Origin of the sequence: Streptomyces sp. NBC_00353, from assembly GCF_036108815.1 — a bacterium.
In the GTDB taxonomy this organism is placed as follows: domain Bacteria; phylum Actinomycetota; class Actinomycetes; order Streptomycetales; family Streptomycetaceae; genus Streptomyces.
The window spans coordinates 5,482,127-5,496,858 of sequence record NZ_CP107985.1 but is presented as its reverse complement, the minus strand read 5'-3'; the positions used below and the strand labels follow the sequence as shown (position 1 = coordinate 5,496,858).

The following is a 14,732-nucleotide window of genomic DNA, read 5'->3' as shown; positions in this document are numbered from 1 at the left end:
TCGGTCAGTGGGTGGTCAGGCCGAAGATGACGAGGACCAGTGCGTAGCAGAGCACCACTGTCGCGGCACCGGTCAGGTGCACGCGGCAGGTGGTTGCGCGGCTGGGCACCAGCCAGAAGGCGAGTGCCTTGTTCACCAGAGGCATCAGCAGCCAGGTCAGCGCACTGACGCTCAGCATGTTCCCGATGAAGAGGCCGATGTACCCGGGGACGCCGAGCTTGCCCAGCCAGCGCCCCTCGGTCAGGTTCAGGATCATCACCGTGGGATAGAGGGCCAGGAGCACGGTCATGGCCTGCTTCCAGTTGGGCGGTGCGCTGTCCTGCTTGCCCTCGCCGAACCGGAACCAACCGCTGAACGCCGAGCGGACCTTGCGTACGTCGTAGGAGGCGAAATAGGCGCGGCCCTCCTCCAACAGTGTCTGGCGGACATCGGAGGCGAGCCAGTCGTCGAGGTGCTCGCGGGAGTCGAACCGGAAGACGGCGACCCAGTGCTCCTGCACACCCTTCACGGGCCTGAACAGCTCGGAGCCCATGAATCCGGGTGCCTTCGCCTGTGCCTTGAAGGCCTTCTCCTGCCAGCGCAGGAATTCCTCCTCCCGCCCGGGCTTCACCTCGTGCGAGACGACGGCCGTGATCGTCTCCGGCGCCTGCTCGGCAGGGGCGCCGCCACGAAGCACCTCCTGCGTCGGAGATCCCTCGAAGAATTCCAGCCCTTCGTCGAGCAATTCCTGCCGTCTGCCGGAATCCAGCCAGGCCGTCAGGTGGTCGACACCGGCGAAACGGAAGACCGCCACCCATTCGTTCTCGTCGCCTGCCGCGGGCGGGTACACCTCGACAGCCTCGAACCCGTCGAATTTGCGGGCCGCTTCGTTCATCCTGTGCTGCCAGCGCTGATAGTCGTCGGCGCGACCCGCGCACACCTTCTGCGTGGTCACCACGGTGGCGTTCTCTGCCGGCGGCTCACGGCTTGCACGGGGGCTCACCTGCAGTAGCCTAATGTATGCGTTATTTTAGGGGCAAATCGGACATTTGATTGCCCGTTTCCACGCGCTGGTTTCGCCAAGGGCATCGATGCCGATCGGAGACCCGGATGGAACACAAAGAGCTCATCACCGAAGCGGTTCGACTGGCCACCGAGTCGGTGGAGAACGGCTGGGGCGGCCCCTTCGGCGCGGTGATCACCCGCAACGGCCACGTCATCGCCCGCGGGCAGAACCGGGTGCTCCTCACCGGCGACCCCACGGCCCACGCCGAGATCGAAACGATCCGCAAGGCCGTGCAGCAACTCAACCCCGAGGCTCCGTCGATCTCCGAAGAACACCAGAACGAGAGCACTCTGGAGTACGTGCCCCGTCCTGACGGGTCGCCGGATCCCGTGCCCGAGCGGGCCCGGATGCTCCAAGGCTGCTCGATCTACATCAGCGGTGCCCCCTGTCCGATGTGCATGAGCGCCATCTACTGGTCGCGGATCGATGCGGTGTACTTCAGCTGCGACCTGGACGACACCGCCCGGATCGGCTTCGACGACGCCTACCAGTACGAGGACTTCAAGAAGCCGCTCGACCGACGCAGGATCAGGATCGAACAGGTTTATCCCGAAATCGGCGCCCAGGCCTACGACTCATGGATGAGCAAGCCGGACCGGCACGCGTACTGAAGTCGGCCGGGCCCGGAGATCCACGCCGCGAGTGTGCGCGGCGGAGCGGGCCGAAGAGGCATCCCTCCTGACAGACGTGCGCGAGGCGCCGGATCGGAAAGCCCCTCGCAAACCCCGTCGGAAACCCCCACCGGATACGGCCATCTGTGCGGATAGAATCGCCCGACTGCACAGGGGATCGAATGGGGTGGCAGGGGCTGATGGTGCAAGCGAAGAAGATCGCGCTCTACATGGTTGTCGTCTTCGTGCTGTACACGATCATCACGTCCCCGGAACGGGCCGCGGATCTTGTCCAGGTAGGGTTCGAGGGCGTTTCGAGTGCCGCACAGGGCGTCGGTGATTTCATGTCCGAGCTCGTGAAGTAGGAGTATCCCCATGATCCGCCACCTGGTCCTGTTCAAGCTGAACGACGGCGTGAGGCGCGACGATCCGCAGGTCGTCGCCGGGGCGAAGGCGTTCCAGGAGCTGGCGGGAAAGATCCCCGAGCTGGAGTTCTGGGAGTGCGCCTGGAACATCACCGACCGGCCGATCGCCTACGACTTCGCCATCAACTCCGCGGTCGCCGACGAGGACGCACTGAAGCGCTACGTCGAGCACCCGGCCCATCAGGCCGCCGCCGGACAGTGGCGGGCCTTCGCCACCTGGGTGATCGCCGACTATCCGTTCTGACCCCCTCGGTTCCGACGCTCCGGACCACTCGGTCCAGGAGCGCGTAAGCCCCCCACCGATCCGGTGAGGGGCTTTTCCTCTTGTTTAAACCAACTTGACCCCAACACGGCACTACGCGGTGCTTGCACACAGTGGACATGTCTTGTGATGCTATGACCGCTTTTGACGGATGAGTTGACCGAAGTTGACCGCAAAGGGGTGGCGTATCGTGCCGGCCAGTACAGCGCCTCAAGTGCCTCCCCAGACCGTCCAGACGGAGACGCCCGACAGCACGACGCCCGCCAGGACCCGGGGTGCGGACACCAGGGCGCTCACCCAGGTCCTCTTCGGGGAGCTCAAGCAGCTGGAACCGGGAACTCCGGAGCACGGCAGGGTGCGGGCGGCTCTCATCGAGGCGAACCTCCCCCTCGTCCGGTACGCCGCTGCGCGCTTCCGGAGCCGCAACGAACCGATGGAGGACGTCGTCCAGGTCGGCACGATCGGTCTGATCAACGCCATCGACCGGTTCGACCCCGAGCGCGGCGTGCAGTTCCCCACCTTCGCGATGCCCACCGTCGTCGGCGAGATCAAGCGGTACTTCCGGGACAACGTGCGGACCGTCCACGTACCGCGGCGGCTGCACGAGCTCTGGGTCCAGGTCACCGGCGCCACCGAGGACCTGACGACCGCGCACGGCCGCTCGCCCACCACCGCCGAGATCGCCGAACGACTGAAGATCTCCGAGGAGGAGGTGCTGGCCTGCATCGAGGCCGGCCGCTCCTATCACGCGACCTCTCTGGAGGCGGCCCAGGAGGGCGACGGGCTGCCCGGACTGCTCGACCGGCTCGGCTACGAGGACCCCGCACTCGCCGGGGTCGAACACCGCGACCTGGTCCGGCATCTGCTCGTCCAGCTGCCCGAACGCGAGCAGCGGATCCTGCTGCTGCGCTACTACAGCAATCTGACACAGTCGCAGATCAGCGCCGAACTGGGCGTCTCCCAGATGCATGTGTCAAGACTTCTGGCGAGAAGCTTCGCGCGTCTCAGATCCGCAAATAGGATCGAGGCGTAACCGGATCGGGTAGATCATCCGAAGCCCGCTCCGGAACGCCTGAATGCCCCAGAACCCCCGTTAACTGCGCATATCCCACCTTGACTTGTCGACATGTCACTACAGCGTGTTGCCGACATGTGACATTCTGCGTGAACCGCGTTTGCCGCAGCCCCGCCTCCGGTATTCAGGTGGAGGCTGCGTTCCTCCGATGGTCGCGGCTCAACGCGACCGTCCGCGACCTCAAGGGGGTGGCATGTCCGCAGAACAGGGCAGCTCGAAGGTGCTCACGCTCACGAAGAGCGCACCCGCACCCGTTGTGCTCACCAGCTCGTCGGAAGCCATCGACACCCGCACTCTGTCCCGCTCCCTGTTCCAGCGGCTCGCCGCCCTGGGGCCCGCACCGGGTCCCGACGGACCGGACGACAGCCCGGAGCGTGCCTACGTACGGGACACACTCATCGAGCTCAACCTCCCGCTCGTACGTTACGCGGCGGCGCGGTTCCGGAGCCGTAACGAACCGATGGAGGACATCGTCCAGGTCGGGACGATCGGCCTGATCAAGGCGATCGACCGGTTCGACTGCGAGCGGGGCGTGGAGTTCCCGACGTTCGCGATGCCCACCGTCGTAGGCGAGATCAAGCGCTTCTTCCGTGACACCTCCTGGTCGGTGCGGGTACCGCGCCGGCTCCAGGAGCTGCGGCTCGCGCTGACCAGGACCAGCGACGAGCTGGCCCAGAAGCTCGACCGCTCGCCGACCGTGCCGGAGCTCGCGGTGGCGCTCGGGGTCTCCGAGGAGGACGTGGTCGACGGCCTGGCCGTCGGCAACGCGTACACCGCGTCCTCGCTGGACTCGCCCTCTCCCGAGGACGACGGCGGCGAGGGTTCCCTCGCGGACCGGCTCGGTTACGAGGACTCGGCGCTGGAGGGCGTCGAGTACCGCGAGTCGCTGAAGCCGCTGCTGGCCAAACTCCCGCCCCGGGAGCGGCAGATCATCATGCTGCGGTTCTTCGCCAACATGACCCAGTCGCAGATCGGCGAGGAGGTCGGCATCTCGCAGATGCATGTCTCGAGGCTGCTCACCCGGACGCTCGCACAGCTTCGGGAAGGACTCATCGCCGACTGACCGGGGCCGGGCGCCGCCGAACGCCGTACTGGGGCACGAGGGTTCCGAATTGACGGACCGTCAGCCACACTGGCGCGATGCGACGTCAGACGTGGGGCTCGACCGGCCGCCGGGGCACAGTGTTCGCCGCCTCGGCGGCCGTGCTGTGCCTGGGCGGCGCGCTCGCCGCCTGTGGCGCGGGGACGGGCGGGGACGACGGCTATGTGGCGGTCGGCGCGGCGGGTACGGGGCCGGAGAAGGCACCGACGGGGGCGGTGGCCCCCTCGGGGAAGGTGACGCTGATCCCGCTGGACGGCGCCGGGAGCGACGGCGGAGGCGGTGACGCCGGAGAAGGCGCGGAGCCGAAGCCGGGCTCCTCCGCGCAGAGCGGCGCCCCGGGCGGGGCGGGCGCTACGGGGGACGGCGCGGGCCGCGGCACGCAGTCGCCCGGCTCGTCCGGCGCCGTCACCGGTGGCACCACGGGCTCCCCAAGCAGTTCGAGCAGCGACCACACCGGCGGCACGGGGAGCGCCGACGGCACCGGTGGCGCCGTCTCCGGTGGCTCGGGAAGCGTCTCGCAGGGCCCCTCCACCCCGTCCGCACCAGGGTCCACCGCACCCGCTGGGCCTGCCGTACTCACGCTGAGCGCACCCGAGCGGGCGGCGGCCGATGACCGCTGGTGCGAGAAGGTGACCGTCGAGTTCCGCAATACCGGTGGATCACCGGTCCGTTCGGGAACGGTCACCTTCGCCACGCACATCATCGGCGCGCTGGGAATCGACTGGGCGACCATCGAATCGACAGCGCCGCTGCCCGCGCCGATCGACGCGGGAGCGGCGCGGAAGAAGACGTACACCGTCTGTGTGGACGCCTGGCGGGTGCCCCTGGGCATGCATATCGAGACCCGGGGCGTCACCGCCGTCTGGAAGTGACGGATGGAGAGAGCGGAGCCAGGTCAGCTGAGCGCGAGCCAGGCGATCGCACCGAGGATGACAACCACCGCGACGACGGCGACGATCACCCCGGTCTTCGGTCCGGACGACGCGGCCGGCTGCTGCCGGCGCTGCGGCTCGCCCTCGTCGACGAAGGCGCGGAACATCTGAGTGCTGCCCGCCGGGTCGTAGTTGCCCTCGGGGCCCTGGGGGGCATGGGGGTTGTGTGCCATGGGCCAGGACCCTAGCGAACTCGGGGGTGCGGCCCAACCCCCGGGTCGGTGAAGGCCCCGCACCGGAGACGGAGAACCCGTGAATCACTGCGGGCTGTGGCGCGATGCACACGGCCGCGAAGTGCGCCGGGCGCACGCTGGGCGTTTGACCCGGTCCCTACGCAGCCTTTTGCGTTCCTTTACTTATGCAAGGCCATTTTCGTTTGCCTGCAGCAACCAACAGGTTTTATGGTTGCCCTAAGCAACAACATGCAGTGGAACAGTCTGGGGGTCCCGTGGCCGCACGGAGTCAGTACGAAGAACTGGCCCGGCAACTCAGCGCCGTCGGAGCCGTCAAACGCGGACTCGCCCGCGCCCTGCCTGCTGAATGCCCTGGCGGATCCGCCGCCGTGCTGGCCCTCCTCGATCAGCACGGCGAGATGCGGATCAGCAGGCTGGCCGAGCTACTGGCCGTCGACATGTCTGTGACCAGCCGACATGTCGCCCATGTGGCCGAGCGCGGCTGGATAGAACGGTCTCCGGACCCGGCGGACAAGCGGTCCCGCATCCTGCGGCTGACCCCCGCGGGAGACGACGTACTCGTCGATCTGAACCTGCGGGTCACCGACATGTTCGCCCATCACCTTCAGGAATGGTCCGACGACGACGTCGGACAGCTCAACACGCTGCTGGCCCGGCTGCGCGACAGTTTCGCCCGTCGCGGCTCCGGCGGGTGCGCCCCCGGAAAGCACAGCGACGAGTGCCGTCTGCGGCCCGCCGACAGCGACGACGACTTGTACACCCGTACACCCGTGTAACAGAAGCAAAGACAAGGAACTCAATGGCTACGACCACACCCACCGGTGTGCGGGGCGGCCACGCCAAGCACGGGGGAATCAGTTCCTCCGACGGCGCGCCGATGACACACCGGCAGATCATGGAAGCACTGACCGGGCTGCTGCTCGGCATGTTTGTCGCGATCCTGTCGTCGACCGTCGTCTCCAACGCTCTTCCCGAGATCATCTCGGACCTCGGCGGCGGCCAGTCCGCGTACACCTGGGTCGTCACGGCCTCGCTGCTCGCGATGACGGCCACCACGCCTCTGTGGGGCAAGCTCTCCGACCTGTTCAGCAAGAAGCTGCTGGTCCAGATAGCGCTGATCATCTACGTCGCGGGCTCGGTCGTGGCCGGTCTGTCGACCAGCAGCGGCATGCTCATCGCCTGCCGTGTCGTGCAGGGCATCGGCGTCGGCGGTCTCTCCGCCCTCGCCCAGATCGTGATGGCCGCGATGATCGCCCCGCGTGAGCGCGGTCGCTACAGCGGCTACCTCGGCGCGGTCTTCGCCGTCGCCACCGTCGGTGGCCCGCTGCTCGGCGGTGTCATCACCGACACCAGCTGGATGGGCTGGCGCTGGTGCTTCTACGTCGGTGTGCCGTTCGCGGTCATCGCACTGATCGTGCTCCAGAAGACCCTGAAGCTCCCGGTCGTCAAGCGCGAGGTCAAGGTCGACTGGACGGGTGCGTTCTTCATCAGCGCCGCCGTCTCGCTGCTGCTGCTCTGGGTGACCTTCGCGGGCGACAAGTACGACTGGATGTCCTGGCAGACCGGCGCGATGCTGGCCGGCTCCGCGGTGCTCGCCGCTCTCTTCGTCTTCACGGAGTCCCGGGCCAGCGAGCCGATCATCCCGCTGCGTCTCTTCCGTAACCGCACCATCACGCTGGCCTCGGTCGCCTCGCTGTTCGTCGGTATCGCGATGTTCGCGGGCACCGTCTTCTTCAGCCAGTACTTCCAGCTGGCGCGCGGCAAGTCGCCGACGATGTCCGGCGTCATGACGATCCCGATGATCACGGGTCTGTTCCTCTCGTCGACCATCTCCGGCCAGATCATCACCAAGACCGGCCGCTGGAAGGCCTGGCTGGTCAGCGGTGGCTTCCTGGTCACCGCCGGGCTCGGGATGCTCGGCACCATCAGGTACGACACGGCGTACTGGCACATCGCGATCTTCATGTTCGTGATGGGTCTCGGCATCGGCATGATGATGCAGAACCTGGTGCTCGCCACGCAGAACCAGGTCGCCCCGTCCGACCTCGGCTCGGCCAGCTCCGTCGTCACCTTCTTCCGTTCCCTCGGCGGTGCGATCGGCGTCTCGGCGCTGGGCGCCGTCCTCGGGAACCGCGTCACCCACTACGTCAAGGACGGCCTCGCGGACCTCGGTCCGAAGGGCGCGGCCCTGGGCCACGGCGGTACCGGCGGCGGGGGCATCCCCGACCTGGACAAGCTGCCCGCACCGTTCCGCACGGTCGTGGAGAGCGCCTACGGGCACGGTGTCGGCGATGTCTTCCTGTACGCCGCTCCGGCTGCGCTGATCGCCTTCCTGATCACGATCTTCATCAAGGAGGTCGCGCTGAAGACGAACGCCGCGAACGACGCCCCCGCGGAGGCCGAGGTTCCTGCCGCGGTCCTCGCCGAGGTCCCGTCCGGTGCCGCCGCGCTGGTCGCCGAAGGCGCGGCCGGGGTCACCTCGGTCGACACCCTCGAAGCTCCGGCAGCAACCGCGCCGGGCACGGCGGTGCGCGGTGTGGTGCGGGGCGCCGAGGGCGTACCCGTGGCCGGTGCCGCCGTCACGCTGATCTCGCTGGGCGGCCGGCAGCTGGGGCGCTCCGTCGCCCAGGCCGACGGCAGCTACGGCGTGCAGGCGCCGGGCTCCGGCAGCTACGTCCTGATCGCGTCCGCCGACGGATTCCAGCCGCAGGCGTCCACCGTGGTCGTCGGCGACGAGCAGCTGTCGTACGACATCCTGCTCGTCGGTACGAGCGGCCTGGCCGGGACCGTGCGGGCCGCCGAGAGCGGCGCTCCGGTCGACGGCGCCATGGTCATCGTGACCGATGTGCGCGGCGATGTGCTGGCCACCGGCAAGTCCACCGAGAACGGCGAGTTCACCTTCGCCGAGCTGGTGCCCGGTGCGGTGACCGTCGCGGTGAACGCCGCCGGATACCGTCCGCTGGCGCTGCCGGTGGAGATCGGCGGCCAGGGAGTCACCCGGATCGACGCCGCACTGCAGTCCGGTGCGCTGGTCCAGGGTGTCGTGCGGGCCGGTGCCGCGCTGCGGCCGCTGCCGGACGCGCGCGTCACGCTGGTCGACGCGGCGGGCAACGTGGTCGCCACCTCGACGACCGGGGAGGACGGGGCGTACGCCTTCGCCGACCTGGACGCGGGCGAGTACTCGGTCATCGCGACCGGATACCCGCCGGTGGCCGGCGCGCTGACCGTGGCCGGTCGCGGGGTCGACGGCCACGACATCGAGCTCGCCCACCCCGGCGAGTGACCGAGTAACACAGACCCCTGGTGGACAGCTCTTCGAGCGGAGAGGCTGCCCCCGGTGGAAATGGGCCCCGGCGGTCGGGACGGCAGGCAGGGGACGGCCTGCCGTCCCCGCCCCGGGGCCCGACTCATTGAGTCATGGAGCAAGGAGAGAAACGGGATGGGACTTCGCGCACAGGTACGGACGCGGGACGGCTGGGCCGTCCAGCACGCGGTCGTGACGGTGACCGACATGACCGGCACCCAGGTGCTGCGAGCCGCGGCCGACGAGGACGGGGCGGTTCGGACCGACGCTCTGCTGCCCGCCGGCGCGTACACGGTGATCGTGACCGCGGTCGGGTACGCGCCGGCCGCGTCGACCGCCCTCGTCACGGCGAGCGGCCGGGTCGAAGCCGGCACGGTGGTGCTGGCCCGCCAGGGCGGCGTGGAGCTGCCGCCGCCGGGTGCCTGGTCGCTGGACCCGGCGCACTCCTCGGTGGGCGCGGTCGCGCAGCACCTGGGGATCTCCAGCGTGCACGGCCGGTTCACCGAGTTCAGCGGCCGGATCGAGATCGCCGAGGAGCTCCACCGGTCCCGGGTCGACGCCGTCATCAGCGCAGCCAGCATCGACACCGGCAACGACATGCGGGACAAGCACCTGCGGTCGCCGGACTTCCTCGACTCGGACCGGTTCCCGGAGATCACGTACCGCTCCCACGGGCTGGAACCGGCAGGTCCCGACCGCTGGACCGTGCACGGCGAGCTGACGATGCACGGTGTCGCGCGGAGCGTCGACCTGAACCTGAGCTACCTCGGCACCGGGCCCGACCCGTGGGGCGGGACGCGCGCGGCGTTCAGCGCCACGGCCGAGCTGCGCCGCGACGACTTCGCCATGAACTACAACCAGGTGGTCCAGGCCGGCATCTCGGCGATCGGCACGACGCTCCGGGTCGAGCTGGACATCCAGGCCGTGCAGGGTGACTCCCTGCCGTCGTAGTCTGCGGACATGGCACCCAACATCGCGACCAACACCGCCGTGGAGCTCGACGAGTTGCTGGCGTTCGTACGGCCCCGGCACCGGGCGATCCTGCTGACCACCCGGTCCGACGGCCGCCCCCAGGGCTCGCCGCTGACCTGCGGCGTCGACGACTCGGGCCGGATCGTCGTCTCGACGTACCCCGAACGGGCCAAGACCCGTAACGCGAGGCGGGACGAGCGCGTCAGCGTGATCGTCCTGTCGGACGACTGGAACGGGGCATGGGTGCAGATCGACGGCTCGGCCGAAGTGATCGATGCGCCCGACTCGGTCGAGCCGCTCGTCGAGTACTTCCGGAACATCTCGGGGGAGCATCCGGACTGGGACGAGTACCGGGCTGCGATGGTGAAGCAGGGCAAGTCGATCATCCGGATCACTCCGGAGCGGTGGGGGCCCATCGCTACGGGCGGTTTCCCCGCCCACCTGGCGCCCGGCAACTGACCGCTGCTCCTGGATGAGTGAGAACCTTCCGGCGCCGGGCCTGCTCGCCCGGGCCCGGCTGCTGGCCGCACCGACCGTCGGCGCCTCCGTCGTCCGCAGCCTGGAGCGGATCACCGGCCGACCGGTGGAACAGGGTTTCTCCAGCACACCACCGGAGGAACCTTTCATCTGCGTCGGGGCCACGCTGCCGGATGCGCTGCGGGGCGGGCCGTTGGTGTGGTTCCACAGCGTGAACGCCGGTACGGACGCCCTGCTCAGCGCCGGACCGTGGCCGTCCGGGGCGCTGCTCACCCGGACGGTGGGCCGTATGGGTGAGCGGATCGCCCAGTACGTACTCGCCTGGGTACTCGCCGACTGCCAGTCCGTCCCCGAGTTCGCCGCCCAGCACGCACGGGCCGAGTGGCGCCGTATCCCCTCCGAACTCGCCTCCGGGCAGACCGCCGTGATCTACGGGACCGGTCGCATCGGCTCGGCCGTCGCCGGTCAGCTGCGGGCGTGCGGCATCCGGACCGTGGGCGTCGGGCGCGGGGCGCGTACGGCATCGGCCGGCTTCGACCGGGTCGTCGGGGCGGACGCCGACGCGCAGTCGCTCGCCTCGGCGCGGTGGGTGGTCTCCACGCTGCCGCTGACCCCCGCGACGGACGGCTTCTTCGGGACGGACCGCTTCGCGGGCATGGGCGGAGCCACATTCATCAACGTCGGCCGGGGCGCGACAGTGGACATGCAAGCACTGGAGACCGCCCTGCACACCGGTGCGGTGGGACGCGCGGTCCTCGACGTACTGCCCGAGGAGCCCGCCGCACCCGGCGACCCGTGCTGGCAGCTGCCCCGTACGGTGATCACCTCGCACTCCGCGGGCATCACGGCGGACGACGACATCGTCGTCGACTTCGCCGCGTGCTGGGAGGCGATGGCGGAGGGGCGGGTGCCGGACACGGCCGTGGATGTGGGGCGCGGGTACTGAGAGTCCTACGGGACGGGCAGGATCTCAGCGGTCCCGCATCGCCTCGATGCCCGCGATCAGCAGGTCCAGGGCGAAGGTGAAGTCCCGCTCGCGCATCTCCTCGACCGTGTCGCCGCCGCGGGCGTCCATCAGGTCCTGCGAGGCCTCCACCATCCGGCTGAACTGCGGCTGGGAGCGGATCGTGCCCATTGCCTGCTGGAAGAACTCGTCCTGGCTGAGTCCCGCCTGCGCGGAACGCTGTACGAAATGGCCCTCGATGGTGCCGAATCCGTAGACGAACTGGAAGACCGCGGAGAGTGCTCCCGTCTGCCTGCGCAGCGGCAGCCCCGTCGCCCGGATCACATCCTGGACGGCGTACGAGAACAGCATCGAGTTCGGGCCGATATTGAGGAAGTGCCCCGCGAGCGGCGACACCCAGATGTGCCGGACCAGCAGTTCCCGATAGGTGGTGGCCAGTTCGCGCAGCCGGTCGTGCCAGTGCGCCTCCTCCCGGGGAGGCGCGATCTCGCTGTAGACCGAGTCCAGGGCCAGCTCCAGCAGGTCGTCCTTGGTCTCGACGTACCAGTAGAGGGACATCGCGGTGACGTCCAGCTCGGCGGCGAGCCGGCGCATGGAGAATTTGGCGAGTCCCTCGGCGTCCAGCAGCCGGACCGTTGCAGCGGTGATCTTCTCGCGGTCGAGGCCGGCCGGCTGATCGGCCCTGCGGGTGCGCGAGGGTGCCCGCCGGTCCAGCCAGACGCTGGTCCGGGCACGGTTTTTCACACGGTCGGCCGCGGACGCCATGGCGCACTCTCCTCGTCTTGCCGGCGGGACGGACCGGATCCGTACCCTGTGCGCAACAACCGGATTCATACAGTCCGGTACGCCCCGCCTGATGCTAGGCCGCCACCGCGGCCGAGTCTGCCTGAGCCGATTCTGCCCGCTCCGCCCGCCGCAGGAGTACGGCGGCGAGCAGACCGCCGGCCAGCACCGCCACCGCTCCGACCAGCTGACTCGTCTCCAGTCCCGAGGCGAAGGCGTCGGTGATCCGCTGCCGCTCGCCGTCGCCGGTCGCCGCGGCGACGGCGGCGGGCAGCGAGGCGGCGCCGACCGCCGCCGGCACCAGGGCGGCGAACCGGGAGTTCAGGACGGCACCGAGCACCGCGACCCCGAGCCCATTGCCGCATTCGGCCAGCGTGCCGTTGACCCCGGCGCCCACGCCCGCCTTCTCCGGCGGGATGGCGCTCATGATCGCGTTGGCCATGGCGGGCATGGCGAGGGCGATACCCGCGCCCATCACGACCAGGCCCAGCAGCATGCCGCCGTAGCCGTTGCCGCCGAGCAGAGCGACCGCGGCGAGACCCGCGGCCAGCAGACTCATCCCGGCGGCGATGGTGGCGGGCGTGCCCAGCCTGGGCACCAGCCTGGCGCCCAGGCCCGTGAGGTTCAGCGCGACGACGCTCAGCGCCAGCGGAGCCGTACGCAGGCCCGCCTCCAGCGGCTCGTAGCCGAGGACGAACTGGAGCTGCTGGGTGAGCAGGAACAGCGAGCCGCCCATCCCGAACGCCACCAGGATCGCGCCCGCGACCGCCCCGATGAACTTCTGGTTCCGGAAGAAGTGCATGTCCAGCATCGGGTACGGGATGTGCAGCTCCCACAGCACGAAGCCGGTGAGGACGGCGACCCCGGTGAAGGCCGTGAGCAGGACGTGGCCCGAGGTCCAGCCGTGTCCGGGGCCGGAGATGATCGCGTACACGACAGCGGCCATACCGATGGTGGAGAGCAGCGCCCCGAGCAGGTCGGGACGGTCGCCGCGCGGGTTCTTGGACTCGGGTACGAGCCGGACCACGGCGACCAGGCCGATGACCGCGACCGGAATGTTGACCAGGAAGATCGCGCCCCACCAGAAGTGGTCGAGCATGATTCCGCCGATCAGCGGCCCGACGGCGAAGCCGAGCGAGTTGACGGTGGACCAGATGCCGATCGCCTTCACGCGCTCGGCGTCGTCGAAGATCTGGACGACGACGGCCAGGGTCGTGGTGATCAGCAGCGCACCGCCGATGCCCATGCCCGCACGGGCGGCGATCAGTTGCGCGGACGACTGGGCGAGCCCCGCCACCAGAGAACCGATACCGAACAGGGCGAGGCCCGCGAGCAGCATCTTCTTGCGGCCGTACCGGTCGGCGGAGCTGCCGGCGGTGAGCAGCAGACCCGACTGGACGAGCGAGTAGGCGTTGATCATCCACTGCACGTCGGCGGTGGACGCGTCCAGCTCTCGGGTGAGGGAGGGGATCGCGACGTTGAGGACCGTGTTGTCGAGCAGCACGGTGAGCTGGGCGAGACAGATGACGCCGAGGATCATCCAGCGCTGCGGGTGGCCTGGGGGCGTGAGCCGGTCCTGGGCGGCTGCGGTCGCCGTCATGCGGGCTCCTGGAGGTCTTATACGGTGTACGGGAGAATCGTTGTACACCGTAAAGCAGCCCGCGTACGGTGTACAAGCAACTTTCGCGCGGTACGGTGCTCCGCGCTGATCCGAGAGGGAGCCGACTAGCACCGGGAGTGGTATGTCACTGCGTCGCCGTACGGCGGAAGTCCTGATCGCTGCGGGCCTGTTGGGGGTGGCCGCCGTCCCGCCCGCCGGAGCTGCCGGGCACGGCCGTCCGGTGCCGCTGCGCGTCGCCACGTACAACATCCATGCGGGCGCCGGGATGGACAACGTCTTCGATCTGGACCGGCAGGCGGCCGAACTGCGCGCACTGGACGCCGACGTGATCGGGCTTCAGGAGGTGGACGTCCACTGGGACACCCGCAGCCAGTGGCGGGATGTCGCGGGCGAGCTGGCCGAGCGGCTGCACATGCGGGTGTCGTTCGCCCCGATATACAGCCTCGATCCCACGACACCGGGGGCGCCACGGCGTGAGTTCGGCGTCGCGGTGCTGTCCAGGTACCGGATCGTGAGCGCCGAGAACCACGAGATCACCCGGCTCTCCACCCAGGTCCCCAACCCGGTGCCGGCGCCCGCGCCCGGCTTCGGCGAGGTGGTCGTACGGGTGAAGGGGATGCCCGTGCATGTGTATGTGACGCACCTCGACTACCGCGGCGACCCGTCCGTACGGATCGCGCAGGTCGCCGACACCCGGCGTGTCATGGCGGAGGACGAGGGGCGGAAGGTACTGCTCGGCGACTTCAACGCGGAGCCGGGCGCCCCGGAACTGGCCCCGCTCTGGGAGGAGCTGGCCGATGCCGAACCGGGCGCGCCGACCTACCCCGCGCTGAACCCCGTGAAGCGGATCGACTTCGTGGCCGTGTCCAAGGACGGCGTACAGGTACGCGACGCGGCGGTGGCCGAGACACTTGCCTCGGACCACCGCCCGGTTGTCGCCGATCTGCTGCTGCTCCGGCGCTGAC

The 14,732-nt window shown here is 69.2% G+C and carries 16 protein-coding genes; 12 read left to right on the top strand and 4 right to left on the bottom strand.

The genetic code is table 11. The features are described from left to right. Positions 1-4 precede the first annotated feature (4 nt). On the bottom strand, positions 5-982 hold the full coding sequence (locus OHA88_RS24895) for an antibiotic biosynthesis monooxygenase (RefSeq protein ID WP_328627133.1): 978 nt from the start codon (positions 980-982) through the stop codon (positions 5-7). A 107-nt stretch (positions 983-1,089) separates the two neighbouring features. Between OHA88_RS24895 and OHA88_RS24890 the strand changes: the two genes are divergently transcribed. From OHA88_RS24890 to OHA88_RS24865, 6 genes are all read left to right on the top strand, one after another. Beyond that, positions 1,090-1,656, top strand: a complete 567-nt coding sequence (locus tag OHA88_RS24890) for a nucleoside deaminase (protein WP_328627132.1) — start codon at positions 1,090-1,092, stop codon at positions 1,654-1,656. Between the two features lie 200 nt (positions 1,657-1,856). Then, the gene (locus OHA88_RS24885; protein WP_328627131.1) at positions 1,857-2,021 is read left to right on the top strand and encodes a hypothetical protein; all 165 of its coding nucleotides are present in this window, start codon (positions 1,857-1,859) and stop codon (positions 2,019-2,021) included. 10 nt (positions 2,022-2,031) lie between these two features. After that, entirely contained in the window at positions 2,032-2,325 is a 294-nt protein-coding gene (locus OHA88_RS24880) for a Dabb family protein (RefSeq protein WP_328627130.1), read from the top strand. Positions 2,326-2,533: 208 nt separating this feature from the next. Beyond that, on the top strand, positions 2,534-3,376 hold the full coding sequence (locus OHA88_RS24875) for an RNA polymerase sigma factor SigF (protein WP_030973929.1): 843 nt from the start codon (positions 2,534-2,536) through the stop codon (positions 3,374-3,376). Between the two features lie 235 nt (positions 3,377-3,611). Then, positions 3,612-4,481, top strand: coding sequence for an RNA polymerase sigma factor SigF (locus tag OHA88_RS24870; protein ID WP_267004264.1), 870 nt, complete (start codon positions 3,612-3,614; stop codon positions 4,479-4,481). 77 nt (positions 4,482-4,558) lie between these two features. After that, a complete protein-coding gene (locus OHA88_RS24865; protein ID WP_328627129.1) occupies positions 4,559-5,392 on the top strand; it encodes a hypothetical protein in 834 nt (277 codons plus the stop codon). 23 nt (positions 5,393-5,415) lie between these two features. Here the strand turns inward: OHA88_RS24865 and OHA88_RS24860 are convergent, their stop codons facing one another. Next, the gene (locus OHA88_RS24860) at positions 5,416-5,625 is read right to left on the bottom strand and encodes a hypothetical protein (RefSeq protein WP_326604685.1); all 210 of its coding nucleotides are present in this window, start codon (positions 5,623-5,625) and stop codon (positions 5,416-5,418) included. A 275-nt stretch (positions 5,626-5,900) separates the two neighbouring features. On the opposite strand from OHA88_RS24860, the gene OHA88_RS24855 reads away from it, so the two are divergent. The 5 genes from OHA88_RS24855 (at position 5,901) to OHA88_RS24835 (ending at position 11,345) form a co-directional block, all read left to right on the top strand. Then, positions 5,901-6,422: a MarR family winged helix-turn-helix transcriptional regulator gene (locus tag OHA88_RS24855; RefSeq protein ID WP_328627128.1), complete on the top strand. Its 522-nt coding sequence runs from the start codon at positions 5,901-5,903 to the stop codon at positions 6,420-6,422. A 23-nt stretch (positions 6,423-6,445) separates the two neighbouring features. Further along, on the top strand, positions 6,446-8,929 hold the full coding sequence (locus tag OHA88_RS24850; RefSeq protein WP_328627127.1) for an MFS transporter: 2,484 nt from the start codon (positions 6,446-6,448) through the stop codon (positions 8,927-8,929). 156 nt (positions 8,930-9,085) lie between these two features. Beyond that, complete coding sequence (locus OHA88_RS24845; RefSeq protein WP_328627126.1) at positions 9,086-9,901, top strand: YceI family protein; 816 nt, start codon at positions 9,086-9,088, stop codon at positions 9,899-9,901. A gap of 9 nt (positions 9,902-9,910) precedes the next feature. Next, positions 9,911-10,381, top strand: coding sequence for a PPOX class F420-dependent oxidoreductase (locus tag OHA88_RS24840; RefSeq protein WP_328627125.1), 471 nt, complete (start codon positions 9,911-9,913; stop codon positions 10,379-10,381). A gap of 13 nt (positions 10,382-10,394) precedes the next feature. Then, positions 10,395-11,345 carry an NAD(P)-dependent oxidoreductase gene (locus tag OHA88_RS24835; protein ID WP_328627124.1) on the top strand — a complete coding sequence of 317 codons (951 nt, stop codon included), beginning with the start codon at positions 10,395-10,397 and terminating at the stop codon, positions 11,343-11,345. Positions 11,346-11,369: 24 nt separating this feature from the next. On the opposite strand, the gene OHA88_RS24830 is transcribed toward OHA88_RS24835, so the two are convergent. Both OHA88_RS24830 and OHA88_RS24825 read right to left on the bottom strand, forming a co-directional pair. Then, the gene (locus tag OHA88_RS24830) at positions 11,370-12,128 is read right to left on the bottom strand and encodes a TetR/AcrR family transcriptional regulator (RefSeq protein WP_328627123.1); all 759 of its coding nucleotides are present in this window, start codon (positions 12,126-12,128) and stop codon (positions 11,370-11,372) included. Between the two features lie 94 nt (positions 12,129-12,222). After that, positions 12,223-13,746, bottom strand: coding sequence for an MFS transporter (locus OHA88_RS24825; RefSeq protein WP_328627122.1), 1,524 nt, complete (start codon positions 13,744-13,746; stop codon positions 12,223-12,225). A 142-nt stretch (positions 13,747-13,888) separates the two neighbouring features. On the opposite strand from OHA88_RS24825, the gene OHA88_RS24820 reads away from it, so the two are divergent. Next, positions 13,889-14,731: an endonuclease/exonuclease/phosphatase family protein gene (locus OHA88_RS24820; RefSeq protein WP_328627121.1), complete on the top strand. Its 843-nt coding sequence runs from the start codon at positions 13,889-13,891 to the stop codon at positions 14,729-14,731. Position 14,732: the final 1 nt, after the last annotated feature.

Bases quoted from the DNA above. Each gene is read 5' to 3' on its own strand.
- OHA88_RS24850 (WP_328627127.1), top strand. From the start codon at position 6,446: ATGGCTACGACCACACCCACCGGTGTGCGGGGCGGCCACGCCAAGCAC.
- OHA88_RS24860 (WP_326604685.1), bottom strand. From the start codon at position 5,625: ATGGCACACAACCCCCATGCCCCCCAGGGCCCCGAGGGCAACTACGAC.
- OHA88_RS24885 (WP_328627131.1), top strand. From the start codon at position 1,857: ATGGTGCAAGCGAAGAAGATCGCGCTCTACATGGTTGTCGTCTTCGTG.
- OHA88_RS24840 (WP_328627125.1), top strand. From the start codon at position 9,911: ATGGCACCCAACATCGCGACCAACACCGCCGTGGAGCTCGACGAGTTG.
- OHA88_RS24880 (WP_328627130.1), top strand. From the start codon at position 2,032: ATGATCCGCCACCTGGTCCTGTTCAAGCTGAACGACGGCGTGAGGCGC.
- OHA88_RS24890 (WP_328627132.1), top strand. From the start codon at position 1,090: ATGGAACACAAAGAGCTCATCACCGAAGCGGTTCGACTGGCCACCGAG.
- OHA88_RS24835 (WP_328627124.1), top strand. From the start codon at position 10,395: ATGAGTGAGAACCTTCCGGCGCCGGGCCTGCTCGCCCGGGCCCGGCTG.
- OHA88_RS24825 (WP_328627122.1), bottom strand. From the start codon at position 13,746: ATGACGGCGACCGCAGCCGCCCAGGACCGGCTCACGCCCCCAGGCCAC.
- OHA88_RS24870 (WP_267004264.1), top strand. From the start codon at position 3,612: ATGTCCGCAGAACAGGGCAGCTCGAAGGTGCTCACGCTCACGAAGAGC.
- OHA88_RS24830 (WP_328627123.1), bottom strand. From the start codon at position 12,128: ATGGCGTCCGCGGCCGACCGTGTGAAAAACCGTGCCCGGACCAGCGTC.
- OHA88_RS24845 (WP_328627126.1), top strand. From the start codon at position 9,086: ATGGGACTTCGCGCACAGGTACGGACGCGGGACGGCTGGGCCGTCCAG.
- OHA88_RS24820 (WP_328627121.1), top strand. From the start codon at position 13,889: ATGTCACTGCGTCGCCGTACGGCGGAAGTCCTGATCGCTGCGGGCCTG.
- OHA88_RS24865 (WP_328627129.1), top strand. From the start codon at position 4,559: ATGCGACGTCAGACGTGGGGCTCGACCGGCCGCCGGGGCACAGTGTTC.